General features: G+C 60.9%; 20 protein-coding genes and 1 pseudogene. All 21 read left to right on the top strand.

What is annotated here, in order from left to right; translation table 11 throughout:
• Positions 1–25 precede the first annotated feature (25 nt).
• Positions 26–1,192, top strand: coding sequence for an NAD(P)/FAD-dependent oxidoreductase (locus NKI95_RS26575; RefSeq protein ID WP_352720390.1), 1,167 nt, complete (start codon positions 26–28; stop codon positions 1,190–1,192).
• A 140-nt stretch (positions 1,193–1,332) separates the two neighbouring features.
• Complete coding sequence (locus NKI95_RS26580) at positions 1,333–1,911, top strand: transposase (protein WP_502909255.1); 579 nt, start codon at positions 1,333–1,335, stop codon at positions 1,909–1,911.
• A gap of 121 nt (positions 1,912–2,032) precedes the next feature.
• Complete coding sequence (locus NKI95_RS26585; protein WP_352720391.1) at positions 2,033–2,362, top strand: helix-turn-helix domain-containing protein; 330 nt, start codon at positions 2,033–2,035, stop codon at positions 2,360–2,362.
• Positions 2,337–3,593, top strand: a complete 1,257-nt coding sequence (locus NKI95_RS26590) for a type II toxin-antitoxin system HipA family toxin (protein ID WP_352720392.1) — start codon at positions 2,337–2,339, stop codon at positions 3,591–3,593. Before NKI95_RS26585 ends, NKI95_RS26590 begins: the two co-directional genes overlap by 26 nt.
• A gap of 488 nt (positions 3,594–4,081) precedes the next feature.
• Positions 4,082–4,975, top strand: coding sequence for a nitrogenase iron protein (gene nifH / locus NKI95_RS26595; protein WP_023801970.1), 894 nt, complete (start codon positions 4,082–4,084; stop codon positions 4,973–4,975).
• Positions 4,976–5,071: 96 nt separating this feature from the next.
• Positions 5,072–6,574, top strand: a complete 1,503-nt coding sequence (gene nifD, locus NKI95_RS26600; RefSeq protein ID WP_352720393.1) for a nitrogenase molybdenum-iron protein alpha chain — start codon at positions 5,072–5,074, stop codon at positions 6,572–6,574.
• Between the two features lie 126 nt (positions 6,575–6,700).
• A complete protein-coding gene (gene nifK, locus NKI95_RS26605; protein ID WP_352720395.1) occupies positions 6,701–8,242 on the top strand; it encodes a nitrogenase molybdenum-iron protein subunit beta in 1,542 nt (513 codons plus the stop codon).
• A 56-nt stretch (positions 8,243–8,298) separates the two neighbouring features.
• Positions 8,299–9,789 carry a nitrogenase iron-molybdenum cofactor biosynthesis protein NifE gene (gene nifE, locus NKI95_RS26610; protein ID WP_352720396.1) on the top strand — a complete coding sequence of 497 codons (1,491 nt, stop codon included), beginning with the start codon at positions 8,299–8,301 and terminating at the stop codon, positions 9,787–9,789.
• 9 nt (positions 9,790–9,798) lie between these two features.
• Positions 9,799–11,181 carry a nitrogenase iron-molybdenum cofactor biosynthesis protein NifN gene (gene nifN, locus NKI95_RS26615; protein ID WP_352720398.1) on the top strand — a complete coding sequence of 461 codons (1,383 nt, stop codon included), beginning with the start codon at positions 9,799–9,801 and terminating at the stop codon, positions 11,179–11,181.
• Entirely contained in the window at positions 11,147–11,644 is a 498-nt protein-coding gene (gene nifX / locus NKI95_RS26620) for a nitrogen fixation protein NifX (protein WP_352720400.1), read from the top strand. The genes nifN and nifX overlap by 35 nt, the downstream gene beginning before the upstream one ends.
• Positions 11,645–11,661: 17 nt before the next feature.
• Complete coding sequence (locus NKI95_RS26625) at positions 11,662–12,141, top strand: NifX-associated nitrogen fixation protein (RefSeq protein WP_352720402.1); 480 nt, start codon at positions 11,662–11,664, stop codon at positions 12,139–12,141.
• A 27-nt stretch (positions 12,142–12,168) separates the two neighbouring features.
• Positions 12,169–12,954: a response regulator transcription factor gene (locus NKI95_RS26630; RefSeq protein WP_352720404.1), complete on the top strand. Its 786-nt coding sequence runs from the start codon at positions 12,169–12,171 to the stop codon at positions 12,952–12,954.
• A 101-nt stretch (positions 12,955–13,055) separates the two neighbouring features.
• Positions 13,056–13,943, top strand: coding sequence for a universal stress protein (locus NKI95_RS26635; RefSeq protein WP_352720405.1), 888 nt, complete (start codon positions 13,056–13,058; stop codon positions 13,941–13,943).
• A gap of 237 nt (positions 13,944–14,180) precedes the next feature.
• Complete coding sequence (locus NKI95_RS26640; RefSeq protein ID WP_352720407.1) at positions 14,181–14,531, top strand: hypothetical protein; 351 nt, start codon at positions 14,181–14,183, stop codon at positions 14,529–14,531.
• Between the two features lie 59 nt (positions 14,532–14,590).
• Positions 14,591–14,848 (top strand): FixH family protein, encoded by a 258-nt coding sequence (locus NKI95_RS34530; RefSeq protein ID WP_502909260.1) that lies wholly within the window; start codon positions 14,591–14,593, stop codon positions 14,846–14,848.
• 542 nt (positions 14,849–15,390) lie between these two features.
• Positions 15,391–16,035, top strand: coding sequence for a hypothetical protein (locus tag NKI95_RS26650; RefSeq protein WP_352720410.1), 645 nt, complete (start codon positions 15,391–15,393; stop codon positions 16,033–16,035).
• 419 nt (positions 16,036–16,454) lie between these two features.
• Positions 16,455–16,886, top strand: coding sequence for a DUF269 domain-containing protein (locus tag NKI95_RS26655; RefSeq protein ID WP_352720412.1), 432 nt, complete (start codon positions 16,455–16,457; stop codon positions 16,884–16,886).
• Positions 16,874–17,077, top strand: a complete 204-nt coding sequence (locus tag NKI95_RS26660; RefSeq protein WP_352720414.1) for a CCE_0567 family metalloprotein — start codon at positions 16,874–16,876, stop codon at positions 17,075–17,077. The genes NKI95_RS26655 and NKI95_RS26660 overlap by 13 nt, the downstream gene beginning before the upstream one ends.
• Positions 17,074–17,391, top strand: coding sequence for a ferredoxin III, nif-specific (gene fdxB, locus NKI95_RS26665; protein WP_352720416.1), 318 nt, complete (start codon positions 17,074–17,076; stop codon positions 17,389–17,391). Before NKI95_RS26660 ends, fdxB begins: the two co-directional genes overlap by 4 nt.
• Entirely contained in the window at positions 17,388–17,681 is a 294-nt protein-coding gene (locus tag NKI95_RS26670) for an exopolysaccharide production repressor protein (protein ID WP_352720417.1), read from the top strand. Before fdxB ends, NKI95_RS26670 begins: the two co-directional genes overlap by 4 nt.
• A 73-nt stretch (positions 17,682–17,754) precedes the next feature.
• Positions 17,755–17,893: pseudogene (locus tag NKI95_RS34535) on the top strand (1-aminocyclopropane-1-carboxylate deaminase); the annotation flags it as partial.
• Positions 17,894–18,530 lie beyond the last annotated feature (637 nt).

Consider the following 18,530-nt stretch of genomic DNA (forward strand, 5'->3'; position numbering starts at 1 on the left):
CGTCTAGAACTGGAGAAGCGAAAAAGTGCATTACGACATCGTCATCATCGGCGGAGCCATCGTCGGCTCCTCGGTTGCCTATTACCTGCGCGAGGAAGGGTTTTCGGGCTCGATTGCACTTGTCGAGCGCGACCCGCAATTTTCCCGCGCCGCGACCACGCTGTCCTGCGCCTCCATCCGCCAGCAATTCTCGATCCCTGAAAACATCCGGCTGTCGCAATTCACGCTGAAACTGTTCCGGCGGCTCAAGGAAGAGTTTGGCGCGGACGCCGATATCGGCTTTCGCGAAGGCGGTTATCTCATCCTTGCTGGCGAAAACGGGCTGCCGATCCTGCGGGCCAACCACGAGGCGCAGATGGCCGAGGGCGCCGACATCGTGCTCGAGGATGCCGAGGCGCTCGTCCGCCGCTTTCCGTGGCTGTCGGTCGAGGGCATCACTGCCGGGGCCTATGGCCGCAGCGGCGAAGGCTGGTTCGACGCGCATGCGATGCTGATGCTGTTCCGCAAGGCACTGCGAAGCAAGAACATCGATTTCATCACAGCGTCGGTGACCGGTATCGAGCGGCAGGGGAAGCGCGTCGCCGGTGTGACCCTCGACAATGGCGAGCGGCTCGAGGTCGGCACCGTCGTTAACGCCGCCGGGCCGAATGCCGGCAAGGTGGCAGCAATGGCCGGGCTGGCGCTGCCGGTGGAGCCGCGCAAGCGCAATGTCTTCGTCTTCGAGGCGCGCGAAAAATATGACGACATGCCGCTGCTGGTCGACCCGAGCGGCATCTATGTCCGGCCGGAGGGCTCGGTCTACATCACCGGCGGCGCCGAGCCGGAAGAGGGCGAAGGACCGGCCGACCCCGCCGACTTCGACCCCGACTGGCCGCTGTTCGAAGAGGTGATCTGGCCGGTGCTGGCGACCCGCATTCCGGCCTTCGAGGCGATCAAGCCGACGCGCGCCTGGGTCGGCCATTACGACTACAACACGCTCGACCAGAACGCGGTGATCGGCCCGCATCCCGAGGTCGGCAATTTCCTCTTCGCCAACGGTTTTTCCGGCCACGGCTTGCAGCAGGCGCCGGCGGTCGGCAAGGCGCTGGCCGAACTGATCGTGCATGGCGGCTATCGCACGGTGGATTGCTCGGCGTTCGGGTACAGCCGGATCGCCGACGGGCGGCCGTTTCGGGAACTGAATGTGATTTGAGCAGGAAGGGCGGGTGCGCCGCGACCGTCCTTTTGATGCTGGAGGGACAGAGGGGCGCGAAGGAACGCGACAGGCGGTCGATGGCCCAAAGCTGGCGAAAACAGCCGGCCAGGGCCTGCCGCGAACGGAATGATTTTGTGATGATCGTGGCGCTCGATCCGCCGCATTTCAGGACGATCAGCGACTTCCCCAAGCGGCATTTGAAGGCGCTCGAGGCGCTGTTCGTGCAGGTTCTGAAGCTGTGTGAGACGGCAGGATTGGTCAAACTCGGCCATGTCGCGCTGGATGGCAAGAAGATCAAGGCGAACGCGTCGAAACACAAGGCGATGAGTTATGAGCGCATGAAGAAGCGCGAGCTGGAATTGAAAGCCGAGGTCGCTCGCATGCTGACGGCGGCCGAGGCCGCGGATGCCGAGGAGGACGTGACTTTCGGCAAGGACAAGCGCGGCGACGAGATGCCGGATTGGGCCGGCGACAAGCAGAACCGGCTGGCCAAGATCCAGCAGGTGTCGCTGGAAGCCGAGGCCAAGCTGGCGGCGCAAGAAGAGCGCCGGACCGAGGCCGAAAAAGAAGAGCAGCGCCAGGCCGCAGGCCGCAAGAAGCCGGGCAAACCGGCGGCAGCGCCATCAGAGGAGCCCGGTGGCCATAGCAGCTGGTCTCGGAGGAACGCCGTTCGCTGTGCGGCGCTAAAGCCTGAGAGATCCGCCAAGAAGGATTGATCTCTTTGCATATCATTATCTTCATATATGATACGCGAACAGATCATAAAAGTTTTGACTTGCTCGCTGGATGAGGTACCTTTGCGTATCATCGCGCATTGGAATGGATCGTATAGGTCTCATGATCGACTCTGAGTCGGAAATTCTGCGCGAAATCGGTGGGCTTTTCAGGCAGGCGAGGCTGGCCGCTGCCATGACGCAGGAGCAGGTCGCTGACTTGGCGGGTATATCCCGTCCCCGCTATCGCGACATCGAAAAGGGAGCCGCAGCGGCGCGTGCGACGACGCTCGTGAATATCGCTCGCGCGCTCGGTCTGGAAATGATGCTGGTTCCGCAAGTCATGGTGCCGGCTGTCCAGGCTCTATTGCGTCCGCATGATGATGACGATCGACCCGCCTTTGTTTCTCAACCTGACGATGACGATCATGGCTCCAGTCTTTCGCGCACCTAAGACGATCCCGTCGCTGGACGTGCTCTTGAACGCACTGAAGATCGGCACAATCGTTAGGACGCCGGGCGATTTCAATGCATTCAACTTCGATGAGGCCTACCGCGCGACGGGCGGCTTTCCGGTTTTCAGCCTGTCGTTCCGGGCAGCGACGGGAGGATTGCGGAAAGATCCGAAGCCTCTGGCGGGCGCCTTGCCCGCTTTCTTCGCGAACCTCCTGCCGGAGGAGAAATTGCGCGAGGCGATGGAAAAGCACCACGAAGGCAATGTGCGGCCAGGCAATGATTTCGATCTTTTAACGGCGCTGGGCGCCGATCTGCCGGGAGCCGTACGGGCGTTGCCCAGTGAGGGCGCGATAGCGGTATCGCAGGATGCTTCAAAGGATAAGCCCAAGGCACGGTTCTCACTTGCCGGCGTGCAGATGAAGCTGTCGGTCATGAAGAACACTGGAAAAGGCGGCGGCCTTACCTTGCCGATGGACGACGAGCAGGGCCGGCACATCGCCAAGTTCCCTTCGACGGCGTATCCGGGCGTTTCCGAAAATGAATTCGCCACCCTAGCGCTGGCCGCAGCGATCGGCATGGAGGTGCCTGAACGCGAACTTGTCGAGAAGTCCGATTTCGAGAATATTCCCGAAGAATTCAACACGCTGTCAGAGGGCAAGGTCCTTCTCGTCAAACGCTTCGATCGCGGCGCTGAGGGCAAGAGGATTCACATCGAGGATTTCGCTCAGGTCTTCGGCGTCTATCCCTCGCGCAAATATCAGGGCGCCGCTTATCACGACATAGCCTCGGCCCTTGGCGCGGCCGTCTCGCCTACGGCGGCTCTCGAATTCGTCCGCCGCCTGGCACTGACCGTCATCACCGGCAATGGCGACATGCACCTGAAGAACTGGTCGTTGATCTATCCCGGAAACGGCGACAAGCCGGCGCTTGCACCAATCTACGACGTTCTGTCGACCGTGCCATATATTCCCGCCGACGCCACGGCCCTTTCGCTTGGAGGGGAGCGCTCGTTCAAGGCGCTAGCAGCACCGCGATGGAAAGCATTTGCGAACCGTGCAAGGCTTCCGGAGCCGGCAGTCCTGAAGGCAGTGGTCGAGACCGTCGAACTCGTCAACGAGCACTGGTGGCATCTGCCTGAGCGCGACGTTGTCGCAGCGAAAGTGCTCGAGCGGATCGACGAACATGTGAAGGCGATGACGCCGATACTGAACTCCTGCGCCGATGAATGAGCCGAGTCCCCTTGGTTTGGTGATATGGCGGAATTATCCGCCCGCGGCCCCGCATGGATGGCCGGGGATCGATGGTATGCCAGCGTGGCGCGCAAGATTCCGCGCAGTGTCGATGAGGACACGCGAGAACCAAGCACGTCAGCTCGCCGGAACAGAAGAGTTCGCAGCATCCCGCAATTAACGCTAGAGGGTCGAGATGCTGTTCGCCCACCTCAACACAACGATGCGGTTCGAACGAATGCGGTGACTGAGGATCGCGATCCGACGCTTTGTGTCGCCATTGTCGGGTCCGCTACACGGCTTGTTCCGACGATCCTTTCTTTGGCCTCGAGCTAAATCCCTGAAAAGCAACCATGAAATTATTCTTCGGTTCGATCAGCCAAATTGGCACGAGTCTTGAGATCCTTGGGTGCGAGGCGGCGACAGCTGCCCGACCGGCATTCATGTCGCGGCAGCCGCGATGAATGGAACGAAGGAAGGAAAGCTACATGTCAGGTTTGCGTCAGATCGCCTTTTACGGCAAGGGCGGCATCGGCAAGTCCACCACCTCCCAAAATACGCTCGCCGCCCTTGTCGACCTCGGGCAGAGAATCCTCATCGTCGGCTGCGACCCCAAAGCCGACTCCACCCGCCTGATCCTGAACGCGAAGGCGCAGGATACGGTCCTGCACCTCGCGGCAGAGGAAGGTTCGGTGGAAGACCTGGAACTCGCGGACGTGCTCAAGGTCGGCTACAAAGGCATCAAATGCGTGGAGTCGGGCGGCCCTGAGCCGGGTGTCGGCTGCGCCGGCCGCGGCGTGATCACCTCGATCAACTTCCTCGAGGAGAACGGTGCCTACGACGATGTCGACTACGTCTCCTACGACGTGCTCGGGGATGTGGTGTGCGGCGGTTTCGCGATGCCGATCCGCGAGAACAAGGCCCAGGAAATCTATATCGTCATGTCCGGCGAGATGATGGCGCTCTATGCCGCCAACAACATCGCCAAGGGCATCCTGAAATACGCCCATTCGGGTGGCGTGCGGCTCGGCGGCCTGATCTGCAACGAGCGCCAAACCGACCGCGAGCTCGACCTCGCCGAAGCGCTGGCCTCCAGGCTCAATTCCAAGCTCATCCACTTCGTGCCGCGCGACAATATCGTCCAGCACGCCGAGCTCAGGAAGATGTCTGTGATCCAGTATGCGCCGGACTCCAAGCAGGCCGGGGAATACAGGGCGCTGGCCGAGAAGATCCATGCCAATTCGGGCCAGGGCACCATCCCGACCCCGATCACCATGGAGGAGCTCGAGGACATGCTGCTCGACTTCGGCATCATGAAGACGGACGAGCAGATGCTTGCCGAGCTTCAGGTCAAGGAAGCGGCCAAGGCCGCCGCACAGTAGCGACCGCTGCCGACATGAGGGCGCGGCCTTGACCTGGTGCGCCTTACAACGGCGCCTCGTTGATGAGGCGTCACCCTGAACCTTGAAAGGGGTCCCATGAGCCTGGAATACGAGAATGACGGTGCCCTCCATGCGAAGCTTATCGAGGAAGTGCTGTCGCAATATCCTGACAAGTCGGCGAAGCGCCGCAGAAAGCACCTCAGCGTCGCAAAGAGCGGCGACGAGGCTCGCGAGGAAAGCGAGGTCCTTTCCGAATGCGAGGTCAAATCGAACATCAAGTCCATCCCCGGCGTGATGACGATTCGTGGCTGCGCCTATGCCGGCTCGAAAGGCGTGGTGTGGGGTCCAGTCAAGGATATGGTCCATATCTCGCACGGCCCGGTCGGCTGCGGGCAATATTCCTGGTCGCAACGCCGCAACTATTACGTCGGCACGACCGGCATCGACACGTTCGTCACGATGCAGTTCACCTCCGATTTCCAGGAGAAGGACATTGTTTTTGGTGGCGACAAGAAGCTGGAACGGATCATCGACGAGATCGAGGAACTGTTTCCGCTGAACAAGGGCATGACTGTGCAATCCGAATGCCCGATCGGCCTGATTGGCGACGACACCGAAGCTGTGTCCCGCAACAAGGCCAAGGAGCACGAAAAGACGATCGTGCCGGTGCGCTGCGAGGGCTTCCGCGGCGTATCGCAATCCCTCGGCCACCACATCGCCAACGATGCGATCCGCGACTGGGTCTTCGAGAAGAAGGACATTGAGTTCGAGGCCGGCCCGTACGATGTCAATGTGATCGGCGACTATAATATCGGCGGCGACGCCTGGGCTTCGCGCATCCTGCTCGAGGAGATGGGCCTGCGCGTGGTCGGCAACTGGTCGGGCGACGCTACGCTGGCCGAAATAGAGCGCGCGCCGAAGGCCAAGCTCAATCTCATCCATTGCTACAGGTCGATGAACTACATCTGCCGGCACATGGAGGAAAAGTATGGCATCGACTGGATGGAGTATAATTTCTTCGGCCCCTCCCAGACCGAAGCCTCTCTGCGCAAGATAGCCAAGCATTTCGGGCCGGAAATCGAGGCCAAGGCCGAGGCGGTCATCGCCAAATACCGGCCGCTGGTCGATGCGGTCATCGCCAAATACCGGCCGCGCCTCGAAGGCAGGACGGTGATGCTCTATGTCGGCGGGCTGCGCCCCCGTCACGTCGTCACGGCATATGAGGACCTGGGCATGGTGATCGTCGGCACTGGCTATGAATTTGGCCATAACGACGACTATCAGCGTACCGGCCACTACGTGAAGAAGGGCACGCTGATCTATGACGACGTGACTGGTTACGAGCTGGAGAAGTTCATCGAGGGGATCCGTCCTGATCTCGTTGGCTCCGGCATCAAAGAAAAGTACCCGGTCCAGAAGATGGGCATACCGTTCCGTCAAATGCATTCCTGGGATTATTCCGGCCCGTATCACGGCTACGACGGCTTCGCCATCTTCGCCCGCGACATGGATCTGGCCATCAACAACCCGGTCTGGAACCTCTACGACGCCCCCTGGAAGAAAAAAGCCGAGCCGTCGGCGGCGATCGCAGCCGAATGAAACCTGGCCTCCCGGAAGGCGGGAGGCCGTTGAACGCCTGTGGCCCTTTGTCCGCGGGAGACCTGAAACGTTTCGACGTCCCTGTGCCGCCGTATGGCGGGCCAGATGGAGAAGAGGTAACCACCCATGCCGCAGTCGGCTGAAAAAGTTCTCGACCACGCGCCCCTGTTCCGCGAGCCGGAATACAGGCAGATGCTCGCCGAGAAGAGGCTGAATTTCGAATGTCCGCACCCGGACCAGGTCGTTACCGACCAACGCGAATTCACCAAGACGTGGGAATACCGCGAAAAGAACCTCGCTCGCGAAGCGCTTGTCGTGAACCCCGCCAAGGCCTGCCAGCCGCTTGGCGCGGTGTTCGCGGCCGCAGGGTTCGAGCGAACCATGTCCTTCGTCCACGGTAGCCAGGGCTGCGTGGCCTATTACCGCTCGCACCTGTCGCGCCATTTCAAGGAGCCTGCTTCGGCAGTTTCCTCCTCGATGACCGAGGACGCGGCAGTGTTCGGTGGTCTGAAGAACATGGTCGACGGGCTCGCCAACACGTACCAACTCTATGACCCGAAGATGATCGCCGTCTCGACCACTTGTATGGCGGAGGTCATTGGCGACGACCTGCACAGCTTCATCGAGAACGCCAAGGACCAAGGCTCGGTCCCGCGCGACTTCGACGTGCCCTTCGCCCACACGCCGGCCTTCGTCGGCAGCCATGTCGACGGCTATGACGTTACGGTCAAGGGCATTTTGGAGCATTTCTGGAAAGGCGAGGAGCGCACGGAAGCCGAGGGAACGATCAACATCATTCCGGGTTTCGACGGCTTTTGCGTGGGCAACAACCGGGAACTCAAGCGCCTGCTCGATCTGATAGGCGTGTCCTATACCTTAATCCAAGACGCCTCTGACCAGTTCGACACGCCGTCGGACGGCGAATACCGCATGTACGACGGCGGCACCAAGATCGAAGACGTGAGGAAGGCGCTCAACGCCGAGGCGACATTTTCGCTACAACATTACAACACCCGAAAAACACTGGAGTATTGCGAGGGGGTAGGGCAGGCGACTGCCTCGTTCCATTACCCGCTCGGAGTCCAAGCAACCGACGACTTCCTGATGGAGGTCTCCGCGATTTCCGGCAAGCAAATCCCCGAGGCAATCCGCCTGGAGCGCGGCCGACTTGTTGACGCCATGGCGGACAGCCAATCCTGGCTGCACGGTAAGAAATATGCCATCTACGGTGATCCGGACTTTGTCTACGCCATGGCCCGCTTCACCATGGAGACGGGCGGCGAGCCGACCCATTGCCTCGCCACCAACGGCACCTCGGCATGGGAAGCGGAGTTGAAGGAACTGCTTGCATCATCGCCCTTCGGCAAGGATGCTCAAGTCTGGGCTGGCAAGGACCTCTGGGCGATGCGCTCGCTGCTCTTCACCGAGCCGGTGGACCTGCTGATCGGCAACTCCTATGGCAAGTATCTGGAGCGCGACACCGGCACGCCGCTGATCCGGCTGACGTTTCCGATCTTCGACCGCCACCATCACCATCGGTTTGCGCTTATGGGCTACCAAGGCGGGTTGCGCGTCCTGACGACGATCCTCGACAAGATCTTCGACAAGCTCGATCGCGAGACAAGCGAGACGGGCGTGACGGACTATTCGTATGACCTCACCCGCTAAGCGTGACGGTCGGCTTTGGCCGGTCGTCTTCCCGAGGGACTTTGGAGACCGACGCAATGTCCTTGCTCAGAGCCAAAATCCAGGATGTCTTCAACGAGCCTGCCTGCGAGGAGAACCGCGGCAAGGATGCCAAGGCGCGCAAAAAGGGCTGTTCGAAGCCACTAACCCCCGGGGCGGCGGCCGGCGGCTGTGCCTTTGATGGCGCCAAGATCGTGCTCCAGCCGATCACCGACGTCGCGCACCTGATCCATGCGCCGCTCGCCTGCGAGGGCAATTCCTGGGACAACCGCGGTGCGGCTTCGTCCGGGCCAACGCTGTGGCGCACGAGCTTCACGACCGACCTCACCGAACTCGACGTGGTGATGGGGCAGGGCGAGCGGAAGCTTTTCAAAGCGATCCGCGAGATCAAGGAAGCGTATGGGCCGCCGGCGATCTTCGTCTATCCGACCTGTGTTACCGCGCTGATCGGCGACGACATCGAGGCCGTCTGCAAGCGGGCGGCGGAAAAGTTCGGCCTGCCGGTGGTGCCGGTCAATGCGCCGGGCTTCGTCGGCTCCAAGAATCTCGGCAACAAGCTTGCCGGCGAGGCGTTGCTCGAGCATGTCATCGGCACGGTAGAACCGGACGACGCCGGGCCCTATGACATCAACATTCTTGGCGAATTCAACCTCTCGGGCGAATTCTGGCTGGTGAAGCCGCTCCTTGATCGGCTGGGCATCCGGGTGCGCGCCTGCATTCCGGGCGACGCGCGTTATTTCGACATTGCCTGCGCGCACCGCGCCCGGGCGGCTATGATGGTGTGCTCGACCGCACTCATCAATCTCGCCCGCAAGATGGAGGATCGCTGGGACATCCCGTTTTTTGAGGGCTCCTTCTACGGCATCACCGACACCTCGGAAGCGCTCCGGAATATTGCTCAGCTGCTCGTGAAGAAGGGTGCCGATCCGGAGATCCTCGGCCGCACCGAGGCATTGATTGCAGATGAGGAGGCGATCGCATGGAAGAAGCTCGCGGCCTACCGGCCGAGGCTCGAAGGCAAGCGCGTGCTGCTCAACACCGGCGGTGTGAAGTCCTGGTCGGTCGTCCATGCGCTGATGGAGATCGGCATCGAGATCGTCGGCACCTCTGTCAAGAAGTCGACCGTCGAAGACAAGGAGCGCATTAAGCAGATCCTCAAGGACGACAACCACATGTTCGAGCAGATGACGCCGCGCGAGCTTTACGCCATGCTCTCAGAACACAAGGCCGATATCATGCTGTCGGGCGGGCGCACGCAGTTCATCGCGCTGAAGGCCAAGACACCCTGGCTCGATATCAACCAGGAGCGCCAACACCCTTACGCCGGCTATGACGGCATGGTGGAACTCGTACGCCAGATCGACCTCGCCATTTATAACCCGATCTGGCGCCAGGTGCGGGAGCCGGCACCATGGGACTGCCAGCCTGCGGTGAGGGAGCAACTGCCGCGCACGAAAAGCGAGGCCGTGACCTTGCATGCTGTCCAGGAACTCGCCGGCACGACGGCCGACGATTTCGGCGAGTGTTGAGGAAAGCCGATGGTCCGCATCCTTCCCCAGACCAAAGCGGCGGCGGTCAATCCGCTGAAGTCATCGCAGCCGCTGGGTGCCGCCTTGGCCTTTCTTGGCGTCGACGGCGCGATGCCGTTGTTCCACGGCAGCCAGGGGTGCACCAGCTTTGCGCTCGTGCTGTTCGTGCGGCATTTCAAGGAAGCCATCCCCTTGCAGACCACGGCGATGGACGAGGTGGCGACGATCCTTGGCGGGGCAGACCATCTGGAAGAGGCGATCCTCAACCTCAAGGCCCGCACAAAGCCAACGCTGATCGGGGTCTGCACGACGGCGCTGGTGGAAACCCGGGGCGAAGACTGCGCAGGAGATATCGCCAATATCAGGCTGAAGCGCACGGAAGAACTCGCAGGTACGGAGGTCGTGCTGGCCAACACACCGGATTTCGATGGCGCGATCGAAGAGGGCTGGGCCAAGGCTGTCACAGCGATGATCGAAAGGATTGCGCGGCCCGGCGAGCAGACGCGGCAGTCGAAGAAGATCGTGATCCTGCCTGGCTGGAACCTCACTGTGGCTGATATCGAGCATTTGCGTGAGATGGTTGAAAGCTTTGGACTGAAGCCCGTGATTCTGCCGGACGTCTCCGGCTCGCTCGACGGTACGGTGGCCAACCGCTGGGTCACCACCACCTATGGCGGCACCAGTGTCGAGGATATCCGCGAGCTTGGCACGGCCGAGCAATGCATCGTCATCGGTGAGCATATGCGCCGCCCGGCCGAGCTGCTGCAGAGGTTGACCGGCGTGCCATACGTGCTGTTCCGGTCGCTGACTGGATTGAAGGATGCCGACCGGTTCGTCTCGCTGCTGTCCGCGGTTTCGGGCGCGCGCGCGCCGGCTGGGGTACGCCGTCGCCGGGCGCAGTTGCAGGACGCGTTGCTCGACGGACATTTCCACTTTGGAGGCAAGAAAATTGCGATCGCTGCTGAACCAGACCAACTCTACCAACTCGCGAGCTTCTTCATCGGCATGGGCTCCGAAATCGCGGCGGCGGTCACCACGACCGACATGTCGAAAATTTTGGAGGAAGTACCGGCGCAGTCGGTTCAGATCGGCGATCTCGGCGATTTGGAAGCTCTTGGCGCCGGCGCTGATCTTCTCGTCACCCATTCCCATGGCCGCCAGGCGGCGCAGCGCCTCGGCATTCCGCTCATGCGGGTCGGCTTCCCGATCTTCGACCGGCTCGGCAGCCAGCACAAGCTCACAATCCTCTATCAGGGGACCCGCGACCTGATCTTCGAGGTTGCCAATATCTTTGAAGCTAACCGGCACGCGCCGACGCCTGAGGCGCTTGATCCACTCCGTAAGCGAGAAATGCCAGATGAGCTCCGTTCGTCGCCTCTCGCTCGTCACTGACGAGGTTCATGCGCCGACGCCGGAACGCCAACCCGGCGCATTGCGCGTAGCGATCGCCACGCAGGACATGAAGACCCTCAACGCCCATTTCGGGTCGGCCAGGCGCTTTGCTGTCTACGACGTGTCGCGCGAGGAGTGGAATCTCGTCGAGGCCGTGGCCTTCGATGATGTTTCCGACGAGAGCGGGAAGCAACGAACTGAGGGCGATGACCGCATCACCCCGAAGGTGGAGGCGCTGAAGGGATGTCATCTCCTGTTTTGTCTGGCGATCGGCGGACCTTCGGCAGCCAAGGTTATTTCGGCAAAAATTCATCCGATCAAAGTGCCGCAGCCCCAAACCATCCAAGAGGTGCTGTTGCGCACGCAGATGATGCTCAGGACGTGTCCTCCCCCTTGGCTGCGCAAGGTGCTGGCGCAGGCAGGTGTCTCCGTACAGAAACCGTCCTTCGAGGACGAGGACTGAAATGAGGAGTGGGCGAAATGTCTGACGCCGTGGTTAGCCCTGCTGTCGCCGAACACGAGGCGGCCCTTGCCACCCCGTTCGTCAAATGTCTTGTGCGGCTGGTCCGGGCTCATGATTCCCACGGGTCCTGGGAAGGCAAATCGGACGCCGAGCTGCTGGGCGACTTCATCGTCACCAGGGAACAGCGCCGTGCGATCCCGATCATCGGCGATCCCGATCCGGACGTGCTGTGGAGGCTCGAGATGTTTTACACCGCCGTCGGGCTTGCGATCGAGGAGCGCTCCGGCCTGATGGCATCGCCGATGATGGAGATGAGCCATGAGGGCTTTGGGCGCGTGCTTCTCACGGCCGGGCGGTTGGTCGTTCTGTCGAAGACCCTGCGCGACGTCCACCGGTTCGGCTTCGAGACGTTCTGGAAACTCGCCGCGGCCGGTACCAAACTGGCCGGCGATGCGACCGCAGCCATTGAGGCTCATCCCGAGGTGGCCCGGGCGTGATGGAACCGATTTTGGAGCCAAGGGATCATGTCAGGCCTTGAGGACATCCCATGGCCAGCCCACTCAACCGACGCGGTCGATGCCGATTTGGTTCTTGGGGGAGCGCTGATGAAGCCACTGGTCCTGATCTGTTCGCAAGATGCTGAGTTGTATCTGTTCCTCAGCCACATTCTGGGAGTGGACGGCTTTACGAGTGAGCCGGCAGGCGGGGTGAAGGAAGCACTTGCATTGGCCGATCAACGGGAGCTCCAGGCGGTAGTGCTGGACTGCGGGCCAGCAAGCGCGACAGGCTCTACAATCTGCGCCCGGCTCAAGGGGGAGCCCCGGACCGGCCGCCTGCCCGTCATTGCGTTGATCGCGCCCGGCGCCGAGAACCAGCACCTCGATCTCTTGAAGGCAGGTATTGACGAGAGCTTTGTGCGGCCCTTCGCGCCGGCCAAGCTGCTTGACTGTCTACGCACGAAGCTGGCGCTGCCACAGCCGGGTTCAAACGGGATAAAAAACGGCAGCTGGCTCTGTTGCGGCAGCCTTGAGATGAAGCTCGATGCTCACCGGGTTCGAGGTAATGGCCACGACATCCATCTCGGACCTCTCGAATTCAACCTGCTGCGGCAATTTCTTGAGGCTCCCGGCAAGGTCTTCAGCCGAGACGAGCTGATCGACGCGGCCTGGCCGGACAATATCCATATTGGTGAACGCACTGTCGACGTCCATATCAGCCGGATCAGAAAGGCGCTGAAGGCGGCCTCGCCAGGTAGCGTCATTCGTACTGTCAGGTCTGCCGGCTACTCGCTCGAGAAGCCGGACGACTGAATAGCGAACGGATGGTGTGCCACTCTCCAGCTTCGTTGGAAGGCAAGTCTTGCGGCTTCGAAACGCGCTACGGGCGCGACATACTCAGAGGGAGCAGTCAGATGGCCTTCAAAAGCCTGCTCAGTGTGGCGGGAGCTGACCACTCCGATCGGGACGTCAGGACAGCTGCAAACTTGTGCGCCGAGGTCGGCGCACATTTGTCCGTCCTGATTTTGTCGCCTCCGCCTCTCATTATGTCGGCTCCGCCGCTAAGCGATGGCATCTCCGAGTGGCCTACACAACGCGCGCACGCCATTGCCGCACTGGAAAAACGGTACAGCCAAATCGAGAGATTTTCACAGGACATGGCCAGACTGGAAACGACATCCAGGGAAATTCACAAACTGCTGAGAGCCACGTGGCGGTGCTATGATGTCGATATTGCCAACTGGGATCAGGCCAGCATCGGTGACGCGGTGCGACAGCGGGCGCTCTGCAACGACCTGACAATCGTCGGCCCCGCACTTCTCAACGACATTAACGTCGGTCCCCTTGTTATCAACGGCAGCCTGTTCGACACCGGAAAGCCGGTGCTTGTCGTGCCGGAGGGCGCTGAGGCGACTCTGTCGCCACGGCGCGTGCTGGTCGGCTGGGATTCGCGAGTCGAGGCGTCCCGTTCGGTTCGGGAAGCGCTGGATCTGCTAGCCGGTGCTGAGGAAGTTCGCGTTGTGCTAGTCGATCCGGAGGCGACCTGCACTGGACATGGTACGGAGGCGGGAACCGATATCGCTGCCTATCTCACTCGGCACGGTGCTCGGGTGTCGGTTGACCGGCTGGCGAGCGCCGGCAAACCAGTGGCCACGGTGCTCGCGCAGCACGCAATCGACACGTCTGCCGAGATGATAGTGATGGGCGCTTATGGCAGCCGACGGCTGCGCGAGCGGCTCTTCGGTGGCGTAACGAGATGGATAGTGGGGAAGCCGCCATTGCCGCTGTTTTTGGCTCGCTGACGGGTTTTGAAGCAGCACCGATGCTGTTCGAAGCTCTACTTCCCTGGGTCACCTATCCTGATGCCAAGTCGGAGAAAGGTGGCCGCAACGCGCAGGTTTCGCGAAGCTCCTCGAGCAATTGCAAGCGCCGTCGCGAAGAACATTCCCCGGACGCCTCTAACGCGCGCTCGGGGTCTGCTCGCCGAGACAATCCGTAACGCGCAGACCAACGGCCGGGCAGAGGCCCAGGCGTCCTCAATGCGCTCAAAACACCGATACTCGGGTCGGCGTCAGGTCGAGAAAGAGAGTCGTTTCAGCGCGGCAGGCCGCGTTCGGACCGTAGCCGCATCGTATTGGCGTTATCACGATTTCCCTCACCACTGGCCGGGAGCTGAACACCGCAACGACCGTGCAGCGGCCAAGGCACCCATCTTCGAGTCGGACGGTCGGGCTCTTGCCGGCCTCGGCGCGAACGATGGCATCAATCACGTTGTCATCGCCTGGGATGGTAGCCGGGTCAGCGGCGAGGGCGGCCGCATCTTCAGCGTTTTTAGTCTGCCCGGCCCACCGCGTGGCGACCGAGCGGCCTTGAGGCTGGTCAAATTCTGACAACGCTCACAATCGCACCAGGCGGTACCTACAGCGCCTGAGCACAGCGGGCACAGAAGATAAACACAAAACAGGCATCCCGGAGAGTTTACCAGCCGGCACATGCCGGCACTCGGCCTGGCGTTTTTTTCGCCACGATCATCATCGTCGAGCTGACCATGGCGGTATTGGCGAGCCGAAGCTGGACCGGCTTCGTCGAGAAAAATTCCCATGTCGCGAGGCAGGAATTCAATCGCAAGGCCGGCGACGGGGCACAGGCCGCGCTCGGATGGAGCAGCCCTTTGCAACCGCAAATGGCGAGATCCGCTACCGCCTGAGGGACCGGAACGGCAAGACGCTCAAGCCGGTGGCGTGAAGCGGACGATGATGACGGGCCTGGCGGCAGCCAACGCAGCCATGATGTCCATCTGCTCGGTCCCTCAGCCCGAATACATGTGGAGTCGTCCGGGCCACGCTTTCGTGCCGGCCCGAAGCGCCAGATGCGTGTCCAAAACCGGACAGCGGCAGAAAACATGTCGGCTTCAATACAACCGGCCATCTTGGCATTTGGAGGCTTTTGAACCCGAAATCATGGGGTTACTGCGCGTTGAGCGCGCTGGCACGGCCTTTGCGAATTGAGAGATGCGGCAACACTGAGTGAAAGCTGACTGCACGCAAACGCGCGACACACGCGATGCTCTTCTTTCCCTGCCCGTGCGCCCTCTCTAAGAGGGAAACAAGCTCGCGCATAAAGTCGCGCAACCTGTGCCAAGAGCTTTGGAGAGCAACATGGTATTGCAGATGGAGTCACCGGCTCCTTCGGTCAAAGTGGAGAATTGGCGGCGTGGCGAGCCCCTCCCGGATCGCCAGAAGCGAATCCATGGCGCGTGAACAAGCGTTGAAGAAGCCGATCGATGACAGATTCTGGGCGGCGGTGAAGTTGGAAGATTGGAAGACGGCGCTCTGGGCGATCGAAGAGGGCATCGCCTTGATGCCGGACGACATCAATTTTCGCCTGGCTCATGCGCATCTGTTGCTTCACAAAATTCAAGACATGTGGACCGGCTTGCCCGTGATGCGCCAATTGGTTCGCGACGCGATCGACAAAAACTCCGAGGACTGGATGGTTTCGGCGCTAGACCAACTTTTCCGCCCGGCTAATGACCATTCGCGCCTTCCCCCTGCCGAGCGCTTCGCGATGGGCAGGGAACTGTCCGAACACATTCTGGCACTGAATCCCCCGCAAGGCGACAGCCCTAAGTACCGGTCTTATCCGGCCGTCGCCCGGTACTATCACGATAACGGCAACAACGATCGCGCGATCGAGTTGGTCGAATTAACACTGAAGTCGCTGGACGGTCCGGAGCCTATCCCGGACGAACTGAAAGAGCACCTTCTACCGGATTTGCTGCAGGCCCTGGCCAACTACAGAGGCGGCAAGGTTTGTTACGGCGCTCTCTGTGCGGCTCCGCAAAACAAGCTTCCCGGAGGTGCCAAAGCGCGGCCGGGCGAGAAGAATACTTAAGAAGGGGGGGTCGGAATGTTTACTGGCCGGTCCATCCATTTCCCCGGCGTGGCCGCAAGCAGGCCCCATCCAGCACAGGGCGGATCGTTTGCAGCAGGTTCGAGGTTCGTATCTTGCGATGAGCTCCGGCCGCATCGCGGCGGAAGTGATGTTCGACGCGAATTCTGGCCGTGGTGGAAGACCTCGCAGTCGAGGACGCGTCCAAGGTCGGCCACAGGAACGTCAATTGGGTGGAATCGGCCGCTCCGAGCCGGGCGTCGGCTGCGCAAGTGTGCCCGAAGTACGCGTCCCAGAAAACAGAAATCGTCCATCGAGGACGAGGACTGAAATTGAGGAGAAGGCGAAATGTCTGATGCCGCGGTTAGCCCTGCTGTAACGAGGACGAGGCGGCCCTCGCCACCCCGTTCGTCAAATGCCTCGTGCGGCTGATCCGTGCCCAGGACTCCTACGGCTCGTGGGAAAGCAAATCGGACGCCGAACTGCTGGTCGACTTCATCGTCACCAGAAAACAGCGCCGTGCGATGCCTGTCATCGGCGATCCCGAGCCGGACGTGCTGTGGAGGCTCGACATGTTCTACACCGCCGTCGCGCTCGCGATCGAGGAGCGCTCCGGCCTGATGACATCGCCAATGACAAAGATGAAGCCCATGGGGGCTTCTGACGATTGCTTTTCACGGCCGGGCGGTTGGTCGCTCTGTCGAGACGTCCACCGGTTCGGCTTCGAGACGTTCAGGAAGCGCGGAGGCCGGTGCGAAACTGGTCGACGATGCGACTGCAGCCATCGAAGCCTATCCCGACGTGGCGCCGGCGTGATGAAACCGATTTCGAGGAAGGGTTTATGTCAAAGCTAGATGAGATGGGGAAGAAAGTCCGAAAGCTTCAGCTGCGCGCGGCAATTGCCAAGATGAAATTGCGCGACCTTGCAGAGAATCTCCCGGGAAAATGGACGGAGATAGAGGAAGTTGCCGAGGAAACATCGGCCGTTTTTGCCGAGTTGGATGGTGCCAAGAGAGAGCTCGCTGCAATGAAGAAGTTACGATGACGAGCACATTCACCACCCGCGACGGCTCCGGATGGGTGCCGGAATATCTCACCGCTATAGACGGCACGACCTACATCGGCTGCGGCCGCTGTTTCAAAGTCTGCTCGCGCGAGGTCATGCATCTTTACGGCGTCGATGACTCGGGTGAAATTCTGGGCGTCTGCGACGGCGAAGACGACGATTTCGATGGCGAGCTCAATCGCATGATCATGGTCCTCGACCATGCCGGCCGCTGCGTCGGCTGCGGAGCCTGCGCCCGCGTCTGCCCGAAGAACTGCCAGACCCATATTGCGGCCGACAAGGTCGCTGCATGATCTGGCAGAAAACCAGGAGAACGGCGTTGCCCTTTAGAATCTTCCATCGCGTCCTGTGGCTGGTCCTGTTCAGCAACGCTTTGGCTGTCTACTTCGCTTCTCATTCTATCCGCGCAGTAGTCGTCACAACGGTGGCTTGGTTGCTGCTCCTCCAGGTAGCCTATTTCGCAAGCGTGCTCTTTCTGATCTGGCGGTGCGGCTGGGCTAGCAGAGCTGGCAAAAGGGCTGAGCATTTTGGTCGTTGCAGGAAGTTGGATGCCAGTCGCTGGACAATAATGAGGTGGCGATGAATCTTCAGACATGCCTCAGGTCGTCCAATGGGCCGATATTGCCTCGACAACGCTCCGTCATCGGTATCGATGCCTATACGAAGGCAAAATCGATGCAAGGATAATCGACCTCGTCCAGAAGATTTTTTTGCTGCGGATCGAGGGTCCTTTTCGCGCAACTCGGCGGTGCGCCGGCGATCAACTGCTACGGCTACACCTTTCGCTACGGCTGACCCTCGGCAGGCAGGGGCACTCAGCTGCGACGGGCTGGGACTTGCCGCGACGACGACTGCCGGCCGTGGAGCTGTTGCATCTGGAGCGCTCGGCGCAGTCGCCTATAGATATCTCCACGAACTTCACATCGTTGGCGACGCTGGCGGGCAGCGCAGCGGACCAGAGAAAATCTCCAGCACCGGCTGGCGGTGGATTTCCATATGGCCATGAGCCAGCGATCATCAGCGTCGATGGCATGACCGCGCCTAACGGATCGCTTCGCGGATATGGTCACACTGCCCCGCCAGGAGGCCTCCGAGCGAGCCAAGATCGAAGCGTCGCACGCTGAAGGGAAGAAGCTGCGATCACCCACACGGGTTGCGAGATTGCCGCAATCCTTGGCGGAACTGGCATCCAGCTGAATATGCCTCATATGAAGCGCCGGTTGAAATCGGCAGCCTCGATGACAGTCCATCTGACAGGCATGAGCGCCCCGACCAACTGGTCAGCAGCGCCGTACGCCACTCTTCGAAGTTCCTGACAAGGTTACGCGCGCATTCAAGACCGCCAAGCTGGCCTTCGAGGAGCGCGGCTACACCGAACTCCAGACCACCAACTGGTTTAGATTGCGCAGTCCGAGCTCGCCCGCTTCGACGA

Origin of the sequence: Mesorhizobium sp. M0306 (assembly GCF_040321655.1) — a bacterium.
Classification (GTDB): Bacteria; Pseudomonadota; Alphaproteobacteria; order Rhizobiales; family Rhizobiaceae; genus Mesorhizobium.